Origin of the sequence: Microbacterium sp. STF-2 (assembly GCF_034650155.1) — a bacterium.
GTDB classification, from domain to species: domain Bacteria; phylum Actinomycetota; class Actinomycetes; order Actinomycetales; family Microbacteriaceae; genus Microbacterium; species Microbacterium maritypicum_A.
Genome location: NZ_JARKMW010000001.1, coordinates 2,701,820 through 2,718,666, shown reverse-complemented (window position 1 = coordinate 2,718,666; position 16,847 = coordinate 2,701,820). Strand labels below are relative to the sequence as shown.

The following is a 16,847-nucleotide window of genomic DNA, read 5'->3' as shown; positions in this document are numbered from 1 at the left end:
AGGTCTCCGCGTCGGGAGGAGGTCTCCGCGTCGGGAGGAGCCTCGAGGTCGAGATCTCCTCCCGAACGCGAGATCTCCTCCCACCGCGCACTCACACCGTGCGCAGCGCCGACGTGGGCGAGAGGCGGGCGGCGCTGATCGCCGGATACAGCCCCGCGATCACACCGACCACCAGCGCCACGGCCGGGCCCCCGACGAGCACCACGAGGGGTATCGTCGCCGCCTGCCCCTGGATGCCGGCGTAGACGAACACCCCCGCGGCCCCCAGCAGCAGACCGGCGACGCCCCCCAGGCCGCCGAGCACGATCGCCTCCGCCACGAACTGACCCGCGATCTGACCCGAACGCGCGCCGAGCGCCCGCCGGAGTCCGATCTCGCCACGCCGCTCCAGCACCGCCACCACCATGGTGTTCGCGATGCCGATCCCTCCGACCAGCAGCGCGATCGCCGCGAGACCGACCGCGAGGCCGGACAGCGAGTCATCCGCGGTGTCCCGCGCCCCGGCGAGGTCGCCGAGTCCGGTCACCTGCACATACGGGGACGACGGATTCGCGGCGCGCGCGATCGCGTCTCGGACCTTCTCGCCCGTGCCGCCGTCGGCCATGCGCACGTAGATCGAGGCGATCGTGTCATCGCCCTTCGCCGACACGTGCTCGGCCGCCCAATGATCGCCGAGGAAGGCACTCGCGTCGATGTCCTCCGCGAGCCCGGCCGAGTCGAGGATCCCGATCACGGTGTACCACTGCTCGCCGATCCACACCCGCACGCCCGGCTCCGTGATGCCCATGCGCGCAGCTGCCGCTGACCCGAGCACGGTCACCGGCAGGGAGCGGTCGGTCTCGTCGAACCACGACCCCTTCGCGACCGATCCCTCCACCGACGAGAGGAAGTCGGGACTCGCCGCATACGCGGTCAGCCCGTTGCCCTGGCTCTTCGGCATGAGGTCGTTGCGATACACGCCGGTACCGTCCGGCACCTTCTCGAGCACCCCGACCTGCTCCACCCCCGTCACCCGCTCGATCATCCCGCCGGCCGTCTCGGGCAGTGCGACCGGTTTGTTGTCCGGCCCGTACCCCGGCTGCACCACGATCATGTTGGCGCCGAGCGCGTCGAGCTTGGCCAGCAGCTCCGCCTGGTTCGACGCGGCGATGCCCGTGATGGCGGTGAGTGCCGCGATGCCCACGGCGACGCCGAGCGCCGACAGGGCCGTGCGCATCTTGCGGCTGCGCGGTCCGATGAGCGCCGTACGGATGCTGTCCGCGACGCTCAGCCGCGGCATCCGCTCCCCTCGGCGCCTCATGCCGCGACCTCTTCCCGATCCGGTGAGCCCGTATCGCTCACGATGCGTCCGTCGTGGATGCCGACCTGCCGCTGCGTGCGCTCCGCGATGTGCGGGTCATGAGTGATGATCACGACCGCAGTGCCGGAGTCGGCGATCGAGGTGAGGAGTTCGAGGATGCGGTCGCCCGTGGTGGAGTCGAGCGCCCCCGTGGGCTCGTCGGCGAAGAGCACCGACGGATTCCCGACGATCGCGCGGGCGATGGCCACCCGCTGCTGCTCCCCGCCGGAAAGCTGCCCGGGCCGGTGCTTCATGCGGGCGCCGAGACCGACCCGTTCCAGGGCGGCCGCGGCACGCACCGCGCGCTCCGCAGCAGGCACTCCCGAGTAGAGGAGTCCGAGCGCCACGTTGTCGACCGCGCTGAGCGCCGGCAACAGGAAGAACTGCTGGAACACGAAACCGATGCGGCGAGCGCGCAGCACCGCCCGCTCGCGCTCGGCAAGGGCTGCGGCATCCGTCCCGTCGATCAGCACGGTGCCGCTGGTGGGATCGTCGAGCGTGCCCATGATCGAGAGCATCGTGCTCTTGCCGGATCCGGATGCCCCGACCACGGCCACCAGTTCTCCGCTCTCGATCGCGAGACTCATGCCGTGCAGCACGCGCAACGGCGGACTTCCCGGATACTCCTTGATCACGTCGACGAGCTCGACCACGGTGTCCGGCGTCATCGCGCCACCACCACGGCGTCGCCGGCAGCGAGGTCTCCGCCCGTGACCTGCACCTTGGTGTCGGCGATCAGTCCGACCTCCACGGCGACCCGTTCGACCTTGCCGCCCTTGCGCAGCACGTCGACCGCATAGCCTCCGTCGGTCGTCGCCACCAGGGCGGTGACCGGCACGACCAGCGCATCCTTCACCTCCGAGGTCGCGAACACGACCTTGACCGCACGCAGTCCGATGCCCTCGGCGACGGCCGGATCGTCGAACTCCACGTTCGCCGTGGCGGGCGTGGTCTCGCCCTCCTTCTCGGTCGGCTGACCACCGGGGTCGACGGCGGTCACCGTCGCGGGCACCTCCGTCCCGTCCGGCAGCACCACGGTCACCCGGGTCCCCGGCAGGATCTCGCGGGCCTGCGCGTCGGTGAGCTTGGCGACCACACGCAGGGTGGTGCTGGTGTAGGTCAGCGGACTCGTCCCGGCGGGGTCTCCCAGCTTTCCTTTCACCGACTCGATGCGCACCGATGCGGCGGTGATCGCGACCACGTCTCCCAGCTTCACGATGCCGTCCTGCGGCACCCCGAGCGACTTCTGCCAGGCCTTGACGTTGGTCTCCGTGACCGCGGTGAACTCGTCGTCCACCGTCATGTTCCTGCCGAAGCCGAGGTCGGCGAGCGCCTGCTCCAGCTGGCGCACGTCCGGGCCCTTCTCGACGCCGACGCCGAGGTCGCGCCAGAACGGACGGTCGCCGCGCATCGCGATCACCGGCTTCCCGTCGACCTCGTAGATCGCCTGGCCGACGCCGATCACCTCACCCGCGGTGGGCAGGCGTGTGATGGTCCCCCCGCGCCCCGGCAGCGCGATGGACGCTCCGTAGCTGAGGGTGCCGTTCAGCCGCAGGTCGGAGGTCAGCGTGGTGAGCTCGGCCGTGGCGGTGACCGGCTTCTCGGCGTCGTCCGGAGACTCGGCCACCGAGCTCCACGGCTGCAGCACTGCGAGTGCCACCGCCGCGGCCACGAGCAGCACCCCGACCGGCAGCAGCACCTTCGTCACCCGGCGGCTCATTCTTCGCCTCCGGAGGGCATGACGGTCGCCGCGGTGAAGGCGCCTTCGAAGTATTCGCTCATCAGGGCGAACCAGTCGAAGTCGACGGCTTCGATGCTCTCCTGCGTGAACATGGGCGGCATGTCGCCCGCCTTCTCCGCACACGCCTCGAGGAGGGTGCGCGCCTCGTCTTCGGTGATGCCCGTCGGCAGCGTCAACATGCCGTCGGAGTCGGGGTCGGCGAAGTCCGTGAAGCCGTTGTCCCGTGCGCACGACGCGAAGGCGAGCCCGGCCTCCGTGAGCTCCTCGGGGGAGATCATCTGCGTCTCGGCGCCCGCCTTCATCGAGATGTCCGGCTCCGGCTGCGTGAACTCGGGGACCTTCTCCTCGCACGCCTCCCACGCCGCGCGCTGGCCGCCGTCCTCGGGGTAGCCGGATGCAGCTGTCGAGGCCATCCACGTGCCGTCGTCGTCCGTGAAGATCATCGTCATCGCCATCTCCTCTCCGGCGCCGGCAGAGGCGGTACTGTCGCTCAGCGTGCCCATCGCCCCGTCACCGGGAGCATCCGGCATCAGCAGCCCGACCTGACCGCCTTCGACGATCTTCGCCGTCTGGCCCTCGTCGGTCAGGCAGCTCACGAACCGCGCAGCGGCCGCATCGTTCGCGCCGTTCTTCGCCTTGTCGTCCCCGGACGGGGCGGTGCACGCAGAGAGCGCGAAGAGCGCCACGACAGCGGGCATCACCACCATGGACCGGCGTGCTTTCGAGTCGAACATGACTTTCCCTTTCTCGCGGTCGCAGCTCGTCCGCGACGTGCAGTCAGTTCTACGGATGCGCTGGTTTGCTGGGGGTATGACGGCGCCTAACCGGAAACTAACCGCGCACCGCGCACCCTCGGAGACGGGAGGTGCCATGCGACTGCTGCTGGTGGAAGACGAGGCCGACCTGGCCGACACCCTCGCCGACGGCCTGCGCCGGGAGGGATACCTCGTCGACGTGGCGCGCGATGGGGCGAGCGCCCTGACCGCCGCCGCATCGAACGATGTGGACGTGATCGTGCTCGACCGTGACCTGCCCGTGCTGAGCGGCGATGCCGTGTGCCGCACCCTCGTGGCGCAGGAGTACCCGGCGCGCATCCTGATGCTCACCGCCGCCGGCACCCTCAACGACCGCGTCGAGGGCCTCGACCTCGGTGCCGACGACTACCTCGCCAAGCCGTTCGCGTACGTCGAGCTGCTCGCGCGCCTGCGTGCTCTCGGCCGCCGCGGACACTCCGCGCGCGCGAGTGCGGTGCTCGAATTCGCCGGGGTGCGCCTCGACGTCGTGCGGCGCATCGTGGAGCGCGACGGCACGCCGATCCGCCTCACGCTCAAGGAGTTCGGGGTGCTCGAGACGCTTCTCGCGGCGGAGGGCGGCTACGTCAGCGCCGACGATCTGCTCGACGAGGTGTGGGACGAGCCGCACGAGCGCACCCGAGGCGTGGTCAAGATCGTGGTGCACACGTTGCGCCGCAAGCTCGGGGCTCCCGAGGTCGTCCAGTCCGCGGCAGGGCACGGGTATCGAGTGGGGACGACATGAGACGCATGAGCTTCCGCACCCGGCTGGTCGTCACCATCGCGGCCGTGTTCATCGCCGCGGGTGCCGCACTGCTCTCGGTGCAGTACCTGGTGGTGCAGTCGCTGTTCGCCTCGGCCATCGACACGACGGCCGCGACGTGCGTGCCCGCACTCTCGGTCACACAGGTCGCACCGGGGACGCCGGCCGCGGACAGCACCGACATGAGCGGCGTCTCCCCGCTCACCGAGAGCGGCGATCTCCTCTACGGCACGACCGGCACCGGATGCGCCTACTTCGCCGAGACCGCCGATGTCACCGGCTTCGCGGTGGCCACGCCGATGCAGACCGTCGCACTCGACGCCGTGGAAGGAGCGGTGCTGCAGCAGTCGACGTTCCTCGCGGACGAGGTCGGCAGCGGGCTCCTCCTGTGGTCGATCGTGGTGCTCGTCGCCTTCACCGGTGTCGCCGCCGCGATCGCGTTCTGGCTCGCACGGCGCTCACTTGACCGCATCGGCGAGGTCACCGCCGCAGCCCGCGACATCTCGGAGCGCGACCTCGGGCGCCGCCTCGATCTGCCGGGCCCCGACGACGAGATCAAGGAGCTGGGCGACACGATCGACGGGATGCTCGACCGGCTGCAGTCGGCGTTCACCGCGCAGGATCGCTTCGTGGCCAACGCCTCGCACGAGCTGCGCACCCCGCTGACCACGACCAGGACCGCCTTGGAGATCCCGCTCGAACAGGGGGCGGTGCCGGCGGACCTGCAGGCCAACATGCAGCGCGCGCTGCGGGCCACCGAGCAGAGCGAGCGTCTCATCACGGCCCTGCTCGCCCTCGCCCGGGCCCACACCGGGCTGGACGAGGTCGAACCTGTGCAGTTGAGCACGCTCATCGAGGACCAGGTCGACGACCTCGACGCCCAGGAGATCGAGGTGCACGCGAACCTGCGCGACCTCACGGTCGAGGGCGATGCGGTGCTGCTGGCCAGGGCCGTGCGCAACCTGCTCGAGAACGGCATCCGCCACAACGTGCCCGGCGGTGAGCTGTGGGTGCGATGCCGGCGGGAACGCGGACGAGCCGTCATCGAGGTCGAGAACACCGGGACGCCGATCACCCCTGCCACCGTGCAGCTGCTCACCGAGCCGTTCTACCGCGGCGATGCGAGTCGCACCTCGGCCGGCCCGGACGGCACCGGGCTGGGACTCGCGATCGTGCAGAGCATCGCCAAGACCCATGGCGGCGAGGTGCGTCTGCGCGCCCGCAAGGGCGGCGGCCTGATCGCCGCGATCGTCCTCCCGCTCTGACCCGACCTACCTCCGGTCGCCCCGACCGACGACCTCCATGCGTTGCGTGAAGGTCATCCGGTCCTGCACGACCCGCTCCGGGTCCCACCCCGGGCCGGGCGTCGAGGCGATGAGGAGCTGCGAGTACGGGTGTTGCGGGCTTCTCAGCACCTGGCCGGTCTCTCCCTGTTCGACGACCGTGCCGCGGAACAGCACGAGCACGCGGGAGCAGAGCTCGCGGATGACGGCGAGGTCGTGACTGACGAACAGATAGCTCACCCCCGACTCGCGCTGGATCTCGGCGAGGAGTTCGAGCACCTGCGCCTGCACGGAGACATCGAGTGCGGACACGGCCTCGTCGAGCACGACGAGGCGCGGAGACACCGCCAGTGCGCGCGCGATCGCGACGCGCTGCCGCTGACCGCCCGACAGCTCATGCGGCTTCGCGTCGGCGTGCCGCTCCGTCAGCCGCACGCGATCCAGCAGCTCTCCGATCGTGCGGTCGATGTGCGCGCCCGCCCCCTGTTCCCGCAGACGCAGGGTGCGCCGCAACGCCTCGCGCACGGTCAGCCGTCGATCGAGCGAACCGTTCGGGTCCTGGAACACCATCTGCACCGCACGAGCCCTCGCACGGCGCTCGGCTCTGCCCCGCGGCCTGCTCAGGCGGTCGACACCGTCGATCACCGCCGACCCCGCGTCGGCGCGTTCCAGACCGACGAGGATCCGAGCGATCGTCGACTTGCCCGAACCCGATTCACCGACGAGGCCGAGCGCCTCACCCGATTCGATGGCGAAGCTCACTTTGTTCACCGCGACGACGCGCTCGGCTCCCGGACCCATCCGAAAGGCCCGATACAGCTCGGAGACCTCCACCAGACTCATGACGCCTCCTTCGTGTCGAGCACCGGGGCCGCGGCGATCAGCGAGAGCGTGTACGGATGGACGGCGTCCGCGAACAGCCCCGGTGTCGTCAGCGTCTCGACGATCTCGCCCTGCCGGAGCACATGGATCCGATCGCAGATCGCTCCGGCGAGCGCCAGGTCGTGGGTGATGAAGAGCATGCCGAGACCACGGTCGCGGATCTGCCGTTGGAAGATCGCGATGATCTCGGCCTGCGTCGTCACGTCGAGCGCACTCGTCGCCTCATCGGCGAGCAGGAGCGCGGGATCGGTGCTCAGTGCGGAAGCGATGACCACGCGCTGGAGCATGCCGCCCGAGAGCTCATGCGGGTACTGTCGCATTCTCCGCTCCGGGTGGGTGAGTCCCACCGCGGCGAGGAGCTGGACGATATGCGCCTCGGCGCGACCTCGTCGCCAGCCGTGCACGCGGACGAGTCGTTCGGTGAGCGAGTCCCCGATGCGGCGCACCGGATTGAGCGCGGCGCGCGGATCCTGCTGCACCAGCGAGACGGAATCGGAGCGCACTCGGCGCCGGGTGCTCCCATCGGCGGCGACCATCTGGGTGCCGTCGACGCGGATGCTCCCCTCGATCGACGCCTCATCGCCGTAGAGCGCGAGGACGGCGCGAGCCGTCGTGGACTTGCCCGAGCCCGACTCTCCCACGAGTCCGACGAGCTCACCGCGGTCCACCGTGAGGCTGACACCGGCGAGGATCCGAACCGCGTCGTCTCCTTCGCCGAAGGCCAGGTCAAGGTCCTGGATGTCGAGGAGCATCTTTCATCCCTTCGCAAGCAGTCGGTCGGCCACGCGCACCCCGGCGACGTTCACCGCGATGACGACGATGGCGATGGCGGCACCGGGGACGAGCGTGGGAAGGAACTCCCCCTGGATGATTCCGGGTTGCCCCTCCTGGACCATCAGGCCCCACTCCGAGCTCGGAGGCTGCGCCCCGAACCCGAGAAAGCTGAGCGTCGCGAGACTCATGAGGGCTTCGCCGAAGAGGACGACGAGATACCCGACGAGCGGAGGGAGCAGGTTCGGGATGACTCCGCGCACGCAGATCGTCAGGCCGCCGAGCCCCTGAACCCGGTACGCGTCGATGTAGGGCCGCGTCATCTCGCTCAGGGCCAGGCTGCGCGTGTACTTCGCGATGACCGGCGCGTATGCGAGCGCGAGCGCCACGATCGCCGTGGCCGGCCCCTTGCCGAACACGGCGATGACGAGCACGACGAAGAGCAGCCCGGGGAACGCGAACATCACGTCGGTCGCGCGGGCCAGGACCGTATCGATCCATCCGCCCCGCCACGCCGCCAGGACACCGATCGCCACTCCGAGCACGGTGGCGAGCGCGAGCAGCACCACCGGCCCGACGAGCGTTTCACCCGCTCCGATGAGGAGCCGGGAGAAGAGGTCGCGTCCGAGCTGGTCCGTGCCGAGCAGGTGCTGTGCGCTCGGCCCTTCCCAGATAGCGGCGAAGTCGACGCTGTCGGCCTGGTAGGGGGCGAGGAGCGGGGCGAACGCGGCCGCCGCCGCGATGAGTGCGAGAAGGCCGCAGGAGATCCAGAAACCGAGGTCGGATCCGGACCGCCGACGGCGGCGCACCCGCGGGAGGATCACGGAGGTCATGCGGACACCGTCCTTCGTCGGATACGGGGGTCGAGCACGGGAAGGAGCAGATCGACGATCGTCGTGACGATCATGTAGGCCACGACCATGAACAGGAGCACCGCCTGCACCACCGGGAAGTCGTGCGTGTTGATCGCGTCGACGAGGAGCGAGCCGACGCCGGAGATCCCGAACACCGTCTCGACCGCGACCGTTCCGGCGATCATGCTCGCGATGACGAGCGCGACCATGGTGATGATGGGTCCCCAGGCCCCGCGCAGGACGTGATCGCGCACGATGTACCGCTCGCGGAGACCCGAGGCACGGGCGGCCTCGACGTGCTCCGAGGAGAACTGCTCGATCATGGACTGTCGTGTCACGCGGCTCACGATGGCGAGCGCGGTGATGGCGAGGGTGAGTGCCGGGAGTGTGAGCGCATACAGACGATCGAGTCCAGCGGACCCCGCACCTGCCACGGGGAACCATCGCAGTTCCACGGCGAAGAACGCGACGAAGGCGATTCCCAGCACGAAGGAGGGGATGCTCGCGGCGAGAGTCGTGAATCCGATGATGGCGGTATCGGCCGCCTTTCCTCGGCGCACGGCCGCGACGATGCCGATGCCGATGCCGACGACGATGAGCACGACGGCCGCGTAGGCGACGAGCGACAGGGTGATGGGCACCCTCGCCGCCAGGAGCGCGCTCACGGGCTGGTGGTACTGGAACGACTGTCCGAAGTCGCCGGTGAGGACTCCGGAGGCCCAGTGCCAGTACTGGACGAGCATCGGCTCGTCCAGGTGGTACTGGGCCCGGACGCTCGCGATCCGCTCCGGGGTCAGGTTCTCGGGGTTGCCGATGAGGAACGTGACCGGGTCACCCGGCGCTGCGTACATCGCAGCGAAGATGATGAAGGAGGCGATCACCAGCGTGAAGACCATGCCGGCGAGCTTGCGGAGCGCGAATGGCATCGTGACTACCCCTTCGCGCTGCCGAGATCGACGGCCCACGGGTAGTAGATGAACGCCGCAGAGGCGGGGACACCCGTCACCGTCTTCGACATGATGAGCGTCGACGGCGTCGCGACGACCGGGATCCACACCGCGTGCTCCACCCAGCGCTTCTGCAGCTCTGTCGTGATCTCGGCGCGCTCGACGTCATCGGTCGCGGCGTAGCCCTCGTCCACCAGCGCATCGTATTCCGGGTCGGAGAAGACGCCGAAGTTCACGCTCGCATCGGACGCGCCGTTCTTGTAGAAGCCGAGGGGGTCGTTCTTCGAGATGTAGTACTCGTCGGGCCACAGATCGGCCTGGCCTCGGAGGTCGGGGTCGGAGTAGAAGTCGCCGTACTGCACCTGCGGGATCACGGTGATCTCCGCCTCGAGCCCGATCGATTGCGCCGCGGCGACCAGCGCATTCGCGATCACGTTGTGCGTCGAGGAGCCGTTCGAGGCGACGACGATCGGGGCGGAAGGGGCGCCGGCCTCGGCGATCAGGTCCTTGGCCGCCGCGAGATCGGCCTCGCTCGGCTTCGCGGGCGCGCCCTCGAGAGCGTCGTAGGCCTGCTCGAAGGTGTCGACCTCGTATCCCCATGCTCCCGAACCGACGGGTGTCTTCCATGGCTGGGCGAGACCGCCGAAGGCAGCCGTGGCGACACCGGTCCGGTCGAGGGCGAGCGAGAGGGCCTGACGGATGCGCTCATCCGTCAGTGCGCCGCGATCGGTCGCTTCGAGCACCCATGCGTTCGTCGAGGGTCCTTGATAGACGGACACGTCGGCGCTGCCGATGAAACTCCGGGCGGCGCCGGCGTTCTCGAGGAACGACCCCTGGGCCTCACCGGTCGTGACCGAGTTGGCTATCGCGGTCTCGTCGGCCCATCGGAAGACGACCTCGTCCGTGAGGGCGTCGACGTCGGAGTCCCAGTAGTCGGGGAACCTGGTGATGGTGAGCTGCGACCCCGCGTCCCACGACGTCACCTGGTACGGCCCGCTGCACGCGGAGGCCGAACCGGGGCTGCCGAAATCCTCTCCTTCGGCTTCGATCACACGCGGGTTCCAGACGATACCGCCATCGCCCGCCATCGCCTGGAGCAGGATCGCATCCGGCTGCGATGTCGTGACGGTGATCTGGTCGGCGCCGGTCTGCTCGATCGAGACCACGTTCCGGTACTCGTCGGATTCGGCGGCACCGTCCTCGGAGTGGCGCTGCATGCTCCACACGACGTCCGCCGTGCTCACGGGGCTGCCGTCGTGGAACAGCGCCCCCTGCCTGATGGTGAAGACGAGATGGGTGTCGTCGGTCCACTCGGCGTCCGATGCCAGCCCGGGGCCGAGGGTCAGGTCGGGCTGCACCTGCATGAGCCGGTCGCAGACGTTCGCGAGAACCGTGTCGTCGGCGGTGGTCGCATCGATGTCGGCATCGAGTGTCGTCGGCTCTCCGCCGAGCATCCACGTCACGCTCTCGAGCGGGCCGGAGGCGGCGGGTGTCGTCGCGCCGAAAGGCACGTCGAGCGCGGCGTCGCCGTCTTCGCCCTTCGAGCCCGAACTGCATCCGGCGAGCACGAATGCCGAGGCGGCGAGCACGCCGATCGTCACGGTGATGGGGTGATGCTGCTTCTTCATTGAACGCTATCTCCTCGGGTTCTCAATCTGTCGGTCAGGGGGAGGGGAGTTCGACGTGCGGGCCGTCGTAGAGGTTCCAGGGCAGCACCTCGTACTCGGTCTCGCAGGGGAATCCGTTCGCGACGCGGTACTCGCCGGTGGTGAGGTCGACACAGCTCGAGAGGAGCGTCGACCACTGCTTCACCGAGGGGGAGTCGGGATGCGGATGCGTGCAGACACCCTCGGGGAAGCCGAGGTGATCCGACATCGCCTCACGCACGAGCGCGTAGCTCTGTTCGGGGTTCTCCGCACGAGCGACCGCCGCCAGCCCGGCCTGGACACGCGGCAGACGAAGCAGCGAATCCGCTGCCACCGGAAGGTAGGACCCGGCGAGCTGCGGCGGCACGGACGCCTGGAAGTGGTTGGTGTGCGCGATCACGCCGCGTTCGGGATAGATCCAGTCCACGCCGCTCGGCGTGGTCTCGAGGTCGATGCCGAATCCGCTGCGGTCGGCGAGGAGCGCATTGCTCGCGATATGGGGACGGGTCTTGACCAGCATCCTGAGCGCGCTCGCGATATCGCCCTGATCGAGCACGAGTCGGCGGATCAGGGTCTGCGGCACGCCGACCGCCGCTCCGAAGCTCCCCCCGAGCCCGTTGGCGTTCAACGAGATGCCGGCGGAGTTGGCACCGTGGCGTCCCACCTGCCCGGCTTCCACCTGCATGATCACCGTGGGAAGCGGATCCTGCACGACGCGGACGATGAGGGTCGTTCCCGCGGTGCGCGTGCGCCAGTCCCAGTTCTGCCCGACGAGCGTGTGACCGGTGCCGCTGCCCTCACCCGTCAGGAAGAACGACGTGCATCCGTCGACGGCGTCGTCGCGCTCGTCGTCGGCGGCACGGGCCGTGGTGCTCGTGACTCGCGACGGTCCCTGGTGGTCGTAGACGAACTCGCCGCGCACGTTCAGCGTGACGATCTCGGCGAAGGCGACACCCGCCCCCTCCGCGATCCCCCGCATCTCCTCGACGAGGTGCGGCGCGATCTGCTCGCTGATCGGAACCCATCGCGAGACGGAATCCGTGATCGCGGCCCAGCTCATGCCGGTCTGCTGGGTCAGCGCTTCCGTGTAGTACTCGATCGAGCCGGCGATGAGGTCGGCGGCGGCCTCGCCGTATCGGCGCCCGCGCTCGCGGGGCGCCCCACTGATCTCGATCGTGCGGATCGGTGTCATGGCCGCCATGTGACCTCCCTGTCAGGTGCGCCTGTTGCGCAATGTGGTTGCACCCGAGATGATTGAATCATCCGTTACGGATGATGCGCCTCTCGAACAGAATGATACAGCAATGGAACCGTTTGTAACAAGCGATACAGAGAACCCCGCGCTCTCCGGCCTCCGCGCGCGCATCACCAGGACGTGGAACGATCTCTCGAAATCCGAACGTGCCGTCTGCCGCGTGCTCTCATCGACGTCAGCCGAGCACATCCTCTATGCGAGCGCCGCCGAACTGGGCACCCAGAGCGGCACCTCGAACGCCTCCGTCGTGCGCACCCTGCAGAAGCTCGGATACTCGGGCCTCTCACATCTGAAGCAGGAGGTGGCCGCTCCGTTCTCGAGCAGCGTCTCGCCCGAGGTGCGCCTCAAGACCCGCATCGAGCACATCGGCCAGGATCTCGCCCGCATCCAGCAGGAGACCTGGGATGAGGCGGCGTCGCTCATCGAACTCGCCCGCAGCTCGAACGACGACGACGCGTATTCCGCCGCCATCACGCTGCTCATGCGCGCCGAGAGCATCTATTGCTACGGCCTCGGCGCCTCCGGGATCGCCGCCGAGAACCTCGCACTGCGCCTACGACGCACGGGACTCTCCACTCGACGGCTCAGCACCGACGGATTCCGCCTCGCAGACGAGGTCCTGAACCTCGGGGCGAAGGACGTCCTCGTCATCTTCGCGCCTGGACGGGTCACCCGCGACATCGATGTGCTCCTGGACCACGCGCAGTTGATGGGCGCCGGCGTCATCCTCGTGACCGACGAGCTCCACGAGAGGCTCTCCTCCCGTGTCGACGCGATCCTGACCGCACCGCACACCCCCACAGGGCTGACCTCCGAGAGCCTCTCGGCGATCCTGATCTCGGACGTGCTGGTCCAGGGCATCTCCGCCGTCGCCCCCGATGCGGCACTGCGTTCTTCACAGCTGCTCAACGACGTTCGGGCACGACTGGGCTACTGAGCCCCCACGCAGAAGCTCCGGTCGCCCTTCCTGTCGCCCGGCGGACCGGGAAGCGGCAGGAAGTGCGACCGGAGCACACCTCTGAGGCGGGTTCGCGTCAGCTGGTGACGGCCCAGTCGAACTGGTCGCCGTACTCCTTCAGCCACGCGTCGACCGCGTCGGCTTCCTTGCCCTCGCCGTACTCGTTCACCACGAGGTCTTCGAGTGCGCCGTACTGCGCGTCGTCGAGCTTGATCTTCTCGATCAGCTCAGCGGCATCGGGGAACTCCTCCGCGAAGCCCTTGGTGCCCAGGAAGTGCAGGCCCTCGGCCTTGCCCATGGCGCCCTTCGGGTCTTCGAGGTCCTTCACGGGGAAGGCATCGTTGGCCCAGAACGGACGCCACAGCGTCACGACGATGTCCTCCTGCTTGTCGGTCGCGGTCTTCAGCTCGGTGAGCATGGCCGCGGTCGACGAGGTCACGAGTTCGTACTCGCTGTCGAGTCCGTACTCGGGCATCATCTTCTGGGTCTGGGCGGTGAGACCGGCGCCCGGCTCGATGCCGTAGATCTTGCCGTCGAACTCGGCACCCTTGCCCACGAGGTCCTCGATCGAGGTGAGCTCGGAGTACTCGGGCACGGCGAGCGTGAGCTTGGCGTTCTCGTAGTACTTGCCCAGATCCTCGATGTCGTCGCCGTACTTCTCCATGTACGAGGCGTGGGTGAGTTCGGGCCACGCCGACGGGTACATGTCGACGTCACCCTGCGCGAGTCCGGTGTAGAGCGGTCCCGCCTCGGTGAGCGTCTTCATCTCGACCGTGTAGCCGATCTTCTCGAGCTGGTCCTGCAGCAGGTATGCGGTGCTGAGGCCGTCGGTCCACGAGGGCAGGAAGCCCAGCGTGATCGTGCCCTTGTCGTCGGCCGAGCCGTCGCCGCCGCCCGTGCCGCCCGCGCCGTCGCCGCTGCATCCGGCGAGGGTGAGCGCCGCTGCGGCACCGAGCGCTGTGATTGCGAGGATCTTCTTCTTCATGTGATTTCTCTCTCTTGCGTTCCGTATGGGTGTTGTTTCGTAGGGGTGTGAGTCAGTGCACTCCGCCACCGACGGCGTTGCGTCGCGGAGCGACTTCGGCACGTTCCGCCGCAGCCGCGGCATCCTGCTGCTCGATGACCTCGGGAGCGGGAGCGGATGCTGTTCCGCCACCGTTCGGAGTGCGTCGACGCTCGATCATGCCGAGCAGCGACGACCGGTTCTCGCCCGGCGCGCCCAGCGCCGCGGTGACGCGGTCGAGGAAGACCGCGATCAGCACGACGCCGAGGCCGGCCTCCACGCCCTTCGGGATGTTGATCGTCGAGATCGCCTCGACGACCATCTTCCCGAGACCGTCCGCGCCGGCCATACCCGCGATGACCGCCATCGACAGTGCGAGCATGATGACCTGGTTGACGCCGGCCATGATGGTCGGCATCGCGAGCGGCAGCTGGATACCGCGCAGGATCTGGCCGGGCTTCGCACCGAAGGCCTGTCCCGCCTCGACGGTCTCGGAGTCGACGCCACGGATGCCGAGCTCGGTCAGGCGCACGCCCGGAGGCAGCGCGAAGATCACGGTGGCCACCAGGCCTGGCACCACGCCGATGCCGAAGAACACGATCGCGGGGATCAGGTACACGAACGCCGGCATGGTCTGCATGAAGTCGAGCACGGGCTTGAGCACCGCGCGCACCGTGGCGTTGCGCGCCGACCAGATGCCGAGCGGCACGGCGATCAGTACCGCGATCACGGCGGCGACGAGCACCAAGGCGAGAGTCTGCATGGCGGGGACCCAGAGGTCCATCCCCACGATCAGCGCGAACGACATGATCGTGCCGATCGCGAGCTGCCACGAGCGCACGACCCAGGCTATGAGTGCGGCGATCACGATGATGACCACGAAGTTCGGGGCGAGGAGCGCTCGGGTGAGACCGTCGACGAGGAAGCTCATCACGAACGAGATCACATCGAGCAGGCCGTCGAGGTTGTCCTTGATCCAGTCGACAGCGGACTCGATCCAGGTTCCGATGGGAATGCGGAAGCCATCCATCAGCGCACCTCCTCCGTGGTCGGGGCGTCGACCGGGTCGGCGGTCCACCCGTCATCGAGCACGGCATCGATCTCGGCCTGGGGCATCGGCATCATCGGCAGGGTGATCTCCTCGGTTGCGCCGGGCCCGGGGCCGAGGGCGGCGAGCAGGGTGACGCGCGGGATCACACCCACGAGACGGCCGTCGGCGTCGATCACGGCGAGCGGCAGCGGAGACTCGACGGCGGGGACGAAGAGGTTCATCAGCACGTCGTCCTCGCGCACGCTCTGCAGCACGGGCTTGATGATCGAATCGAGGGTGGTCGCGCCGTTGCGCACGAGCTTGACCGCATCCCGGTCGGTCACGACGCCCACGAGCTGCCGGTCGCGGCCGACGACGTAGGTGGCCGACATGTACGCGTCGCGCATCTGCCGCAGCGCCGTGCGGGGGCCGGCGGTGTGCGGCACGACGGGGCGCGGGCGCTCCATCACGTTCGCGGCGGTGAGCACGCGAGCGCGGTCGACGTCCTGCACGAACTGCTCGACGTAGTCGTTGGCCGGGTCCATCAGGATGTCCTCCGGCGTGCCGATCTGCACGATACGGCCGTCGCGCATGACCGCGATGCGGTCGCCCAGGAACATGGCCTCGTTCAGGTCGTGGGTGATGAAGACGATCGTCTTCTGCAGCTTCTGCTGCAGTTCGAGCAGCTGCTCCTGCATCTCGCGGCGGATCAGCGGGTCGAGGGCACTGAACGCCTCGTCCATCAACAGGATGTCGCTGTCGGCGGCGAGCGCACGGGCGATGCCCACGCGCTGCTGCATTCCGCCGGAGAGTTCGGAGGGGAGCTTCTCGCCCTGGCCCTCGAGGCCGACCAGGGAGAGGATCTCCTCCGCCTTGGCCAGACGCTCGGCCTTGGGAGTGCCCTTGAGCTCGAGCGGGTAGGCGACGTTCGCGGCGACCGAGCGGTGCGGCAGCAGTGCGAAGTGCTGGAACACCATCGAGATGCGGTCACGACGGATCTCGCGGAGCCTCGATGACGGGATGCCCGTGATCGGGTCGCCGTTGACGGTGACGGTGCCGTCGGTGACGTCGTGCAGGCCGTTGAGCATGCGGATGATGGTGGACTTGCCCGATCCGGACAGCCCCATGATGACGAAGATCTCACCGCGGTTGACGGTGAAGCTGGCGTCGATGACCGCCGCGGTACCGGCATCCGCGACGGCGGCACGGCTCTCACCGGCTTTCAATCGACGGACGGCGGTGTTCGGATTCTTACCGAAAACCTTGTACAGATGGCGCGCTTCGAGAGCGATTTCGGACACGTTTCCCCCGCGGCTCGCCTTCGGGTGGCTGAGCCTGCTTCGGTTACGCCCGGGTGAGGCTCTCGGGGCCGTTCGACGTGTTCGCTGTGGCGGCACAGACGGCGGATTTCGGATCCGCCGCGATAGAGCATCGACCGTACGTCCACGCCTCTTCGCAGCACAGCTCATCGAAAGAAGGACGTGGTCGCGGACTGGTCTTCGGGCCGTCAGGCCCACGTTCCAACGTAACGAAATGGCCGATCAGGGGCAAATCCTGGGTCCGCGGCGCGCTCGGGTTTCCGTC

At 68.6% G+C, this 16,847-nt stretch carries 16 protein-coding genes; 3 read left to right on the top strand and 13 right to left on the bottom strand.

Going from position 1 to position 16,847, the window contains the following annotated elements; all coding sequences use genetic code 11:
* Positions 1–91: 91 nt before the first annotated feature.
* The 4 genes from MicroSTF_RS13145 to MicroSTF_RS13130 are packed head-to-tail and all read right to left on the bottom strand — an operon-like array spanning position 92 to position 3,814.
* Entirely contained in the window at positions 92–1,300 is a 1,209-nt protein-coding gene (locus tag MicroSTF_RS13145) for an ABC transporter permease (protein ID WP_029258842.1), read from the bottom strand.
* Complete coding sequence (locus MicroSTF_RS13140) at positions 1,297–2,007, bottom strand: ABC transporter ATP-binding protein (protein WP_021200167.1); 711 nt, start codon at positions 2,005–2,007, stop codon at positions 1,297–1,299. The genes MicroSTF_RS13145 and MicroSTF_RS13140 overlap by 4 nt, the downstream gene beginning before the upstream one ends.
* Entirely contained in the window at positions 2,004–3,059 is a 1,056-nt protein-coding gene (locus MicroSTF_RS13135) for a peptidoglycan-binding protein (RefSeq protein WP_081859691.1), read from the bottom strand. The genes MicroSTF_RS13140 and MicroSTF_RS13135 overlap by 4 nt, the downstream gene beginning before the upstream one ends.
* The gene (locus tag MicroSTF_RS13130; RefSeq protein WP_322956158.1) at positions 3,056–3,814 is read right to left on the bottom strand and encodes a hypothetical protein; all 759 of its coding nucleotides are present in this window, start codon (positions 3,812–3,814) and stop codon (positions 3,056–3,058) included. The genes MicroSTF_RS13135 and MicroSTF_RS13130 overlap by 4 nt, the downstream gene beginning before the upstream one ends.
* A gap of 136 nt (positions 3,815–3,950) precedes the next feature.
* Between MicroSTF_RS13130 and MicroSTF_RS13125 the strand changes: the two genes are divergently transcribed.
* Together MicroSTF_RS13125 and MicroSTF_RS13120 are read left to right on the top strand one after the other, a co-directional pair.
* Entirely contained in the window at positions 3,951–4,616 is a 666-nt protein-coding gene (locus tag MicroSTF_RS13125; RefSeq protein ID WP_021200164.1) for a response regulator transcription factor, read from the top strand.
* A gap of 5 nt (positions 4,617–4,621) precedes the next feature.
* Positions 4,622–5,899: a sensor histidine kinase gene (locus tag MicroSTF_RS13120; RefSeq protein WP_322956155.1), complete on the top strand. Its 1,278-nt coding sequence runs from the start codon at positions 4,622–4,624 to the stop codon at positions 5,897–5,899.
* A gap of 6 nt (positions 5,900–5,905) precedes the next feature.
* Here MicroSTF_RS13120 and MicroSTF_RS13115 read toward each other — a convergent pair whose 3' ends face one another.
* Genes MicroSTF_RS13115 through MicroSTF_RS13090 form a run of 6 tightly spaced genes read right to left on the bottom strand, consistent with a single transcriptional unit; the run spans position 5,906 to position 12,218 of the window.
* Positions 5,906–6,760: an ABC transporter ATP-binding protein gene (locus MicroSTF_RS13115; protein ID WP_322956153.1), complete on the bottom strand. Its 855-nt coding sequence runs from the start codon at positions 6,758–6,760 to the stop codon at positions 5,906–5,908.
* Complete coding sequence (locus MicroSTF_RS13110; RefSeq protein WP_136024583.1) at positions 6,757–7,551, bottom strand: ABC transporter ATP-binding protein; 795 nt, start codon at positions 7,549–7,551, stop codon at positions 6,757–6,759. Before MicroSTF_RS13110 ends, MicroSTF_RS13115 begins: the two co-directional genes overlap by 4 nt.
* Positions 7,552–7,554: 3 nt before the next feature.
* Positions 7,555–8,403 carry an ABC transporter permease gene (locus MicroSTF_RS13105; RefSeq protein WP_021200160.1) on the bottom strand — a complete coding sequence of 283 codons (849 nt, stop codon included), beginning with the start codon at positions 8,401–8,403 and terminating at the stop codon, positions 7,555–7,557.
* Complete coding sequence (locus tag MicroSTF_RS13100; RefSeq protein ID WP_322956149.1) at positions 8,400–9,350, bottom strand: ABC transporter permease; 951 nt, start codon at positions 9,348–9,350, stop codon at positions 8,400–8,402. The genes MicroSTF_RS13105 and MicroSTF_RS13100 overlap by 4 nt, the downstream gene beginning before the upstream one ends.
* 5 nt (positions 9,351–9,355) lie before the next feature.
* Positions 9,356–10,999, bottom strand: a complete 1,644-nt coding sequence (locus MicroSTF_RS13095) for an ABC transporter substrate-binding protein (protein ID WP_136024581.1) — start codon at positions 10,997–10,999, stop codon at positions 9,356–9,358.
* A gap of 34 nt (positions 11,000–11,033) precedes the next feature.
* Positions 11,034–12,218 carry a C45 family autoproteolytic acyltransferase/hydolase gene (locus MicroSTF_RS13090; RefSeq protein WP_021200157.1) on the bottom strand — a complete coding sequence of 395 codons (1,185 nt, stop codon included), beginning with the start codon at positions 12,216–12,218 and terminating at the stop codon, positions 11,034–11,036.
* Positions 12,219–12,321: 103 nt separating this feature from the next.
* On the opposite strand from MicroSTF_RS13090, the gene MicroSTF_RS13085 reads away from it, so the two are divergent.
* Complete coding sequence (locus MicroSTF_RS13085; protein ID WP_322956146.1) at positions 12,322–13,209, top strand: MurR/RpiR family transcriptional regulator; 888 nt, start codon at positions 12,322–12,324, stop codon at positions 13,207–13,209.
* A 97-nt stretch (positions 13,210–13,306) separates the two neighbouring features.
* On the opposite strand, the gene MicroSTF_RS13080 is transcribed toward MicroSTF_RS13085, so the two are convergent.
* The 3 genes from MicroSTF_RS13080 to MicroSTF_RS13070 are packed head-to-tail and all read right to left on the bottom strand — an operon-like array spanning position 13,307 to position 16,564.
* Positions 13,307–14,215: a glycine betaine ABC transporter substrate-binding protein gene (locus MicroSTF_RS13080; RefSeq protein WP_322956144.1), complete on the bottom strand. Its 909-nt coding sequence runs from the start codon at positions 14,213–14,215 to the stop codon at positions 13,307–13,309.
* Between the two features lie 52 nt (positions 14,216–14,267).
* Complete coding sequence (locus MicroSTF_RS13075) at positions 14,268–15,263, bottom strand: proline/glycine betaine ABC transporter permease (RefSeq protein ID WP_322956142.1); 996 nt, start codon at positions 15,261–15,263, stop codon at positions 14,268–14,270.
* Entirely contained in the window at positions 15,263–16,564 is a 1,302-nt protein-coding gene (locus tag MicroSTF_RS13070) for a quaternary amine ABC transporter ATP-binding protein (RefSeq protein ID WP_021200153.1), read from the bottom strand. Before MicroSTF_RS13070 ends, MicroSTF_RS13075 begins: the two co-directional genes overlap by 1 nt.
* Between the last annotated feature and the right edge of the window lie 283 nt (positions 16,565–16,847).

Bases quoted from the DNA above. Each gene is read 5' to 3' on its own strand.
- MicroSTF_RS13145 (WP_029258842.1), bottom strand. From the start codon at position 1,300: ATGAGGCGCCGAGGGGAGCGGATGCCGCGGCTGAGCGTCGCGGACAGC.
- MicroSTF_RS13140 (WP_021200167.1), bottom strand. From the start codon at position 2,007: ATGACGCCGGACACCGTGGTCGAGCTCGTCGACGTGATCAAGGAGTAT.
- MicroSTF_RS13135 (WP_081859691.1), bottom strand. From the start codon at position 3,059: ATGAGCCGCCGGGTGACGAAGGTGCTGCTGCCGGTCGGGGTGCTGCTC.
- MicroSTF_RS13130 (WP_322956158.1), bottom strand. From the start codon at position 3,814: ATGTTCGACTCGAAAGCACGCCGGTCCATGGTGGTGATGCCCGCTGTC.
- MicroSTF_RS13125 (WP_021200164.1), top strand. From the start codon at position 3,951: ATGCGACTGCTGCTGGTGGAAGACGAGGCCGACCTGGCCGACACCCTC.
- MicroSTF_RS13120 (WP_322956155.1), top strand. From the start codon at position 4,622: ATGAGCTTCCGCACCCGGCTGGTCGTCACCATCGCGGCCGTGTTCATC.
- MicroSTF_RS13115 (WP_322956153.1), bottom strand. From the start codon at position 6,760: ATGAGTCTGGTGGAGGTCTCCGAGCTGTATCGGGCCTTTCGGATGGGT.
- MicroSTF_RS13110 (WP_136024583.1), bottom strand. From the start codon at position 7,551: ATGCTCCTCGACATCCAGGACCTTGACCTGGCCTTCGGCGAAGGAGAC.
- MicroSTF_RS13105 (WP_021200160.1), bottom strand. From the start codon at position 8,403: ATGACCTCCGTGATCCTCCCGCGGGTGCGCCGCCGTCGGCGGTCCGGA.
- MicroSTF_RS13100 (WP_322956149.1), bottom strand. From the start codon at position 9,350: ATGCCATTCGCGCTCCGCAAGCTCGCCGGCATGGTCTTCACGCTGGTG.
- MicroSTF_RS13095 (WP_136024581.1), bottom strand. From the start codon at position 10,999: ATGAAGAAGCAGCATCACCCCATCACCGTGACGATCGGCGTGCTCGCC.
- MicroSTF_RS13090 (WP_021200157.1), bottom strand. From the start codon at position 12,218: ATGGCGGCCATGACACCGATCCGCACGATCGAGATCAGTGGGGCGCCC.
- MicroSTF_RS13085 (WP_322956146.1), top strand. From the start codon at position 12,322: ATGGAACCGTTTGTAACAAGCGATACAGAGAACCCCGCGCTCTCCGGC.
- MicroSTF_RS13080 (WP_322956144.1), bottom strand. From the start codon at position 14,215: ATGAAGAAGAAGATCCTCGCAATCACAGCGCTCGGTGCCGCAGCGGCG.
- MicroSTF_RS13075 (WP_322956142.1), bottom strand. From the start codon at position 15,263: ATGGATGGCTTCCGCATTCCCATCGGAACCTGGATCGAGTCCGCTGTC.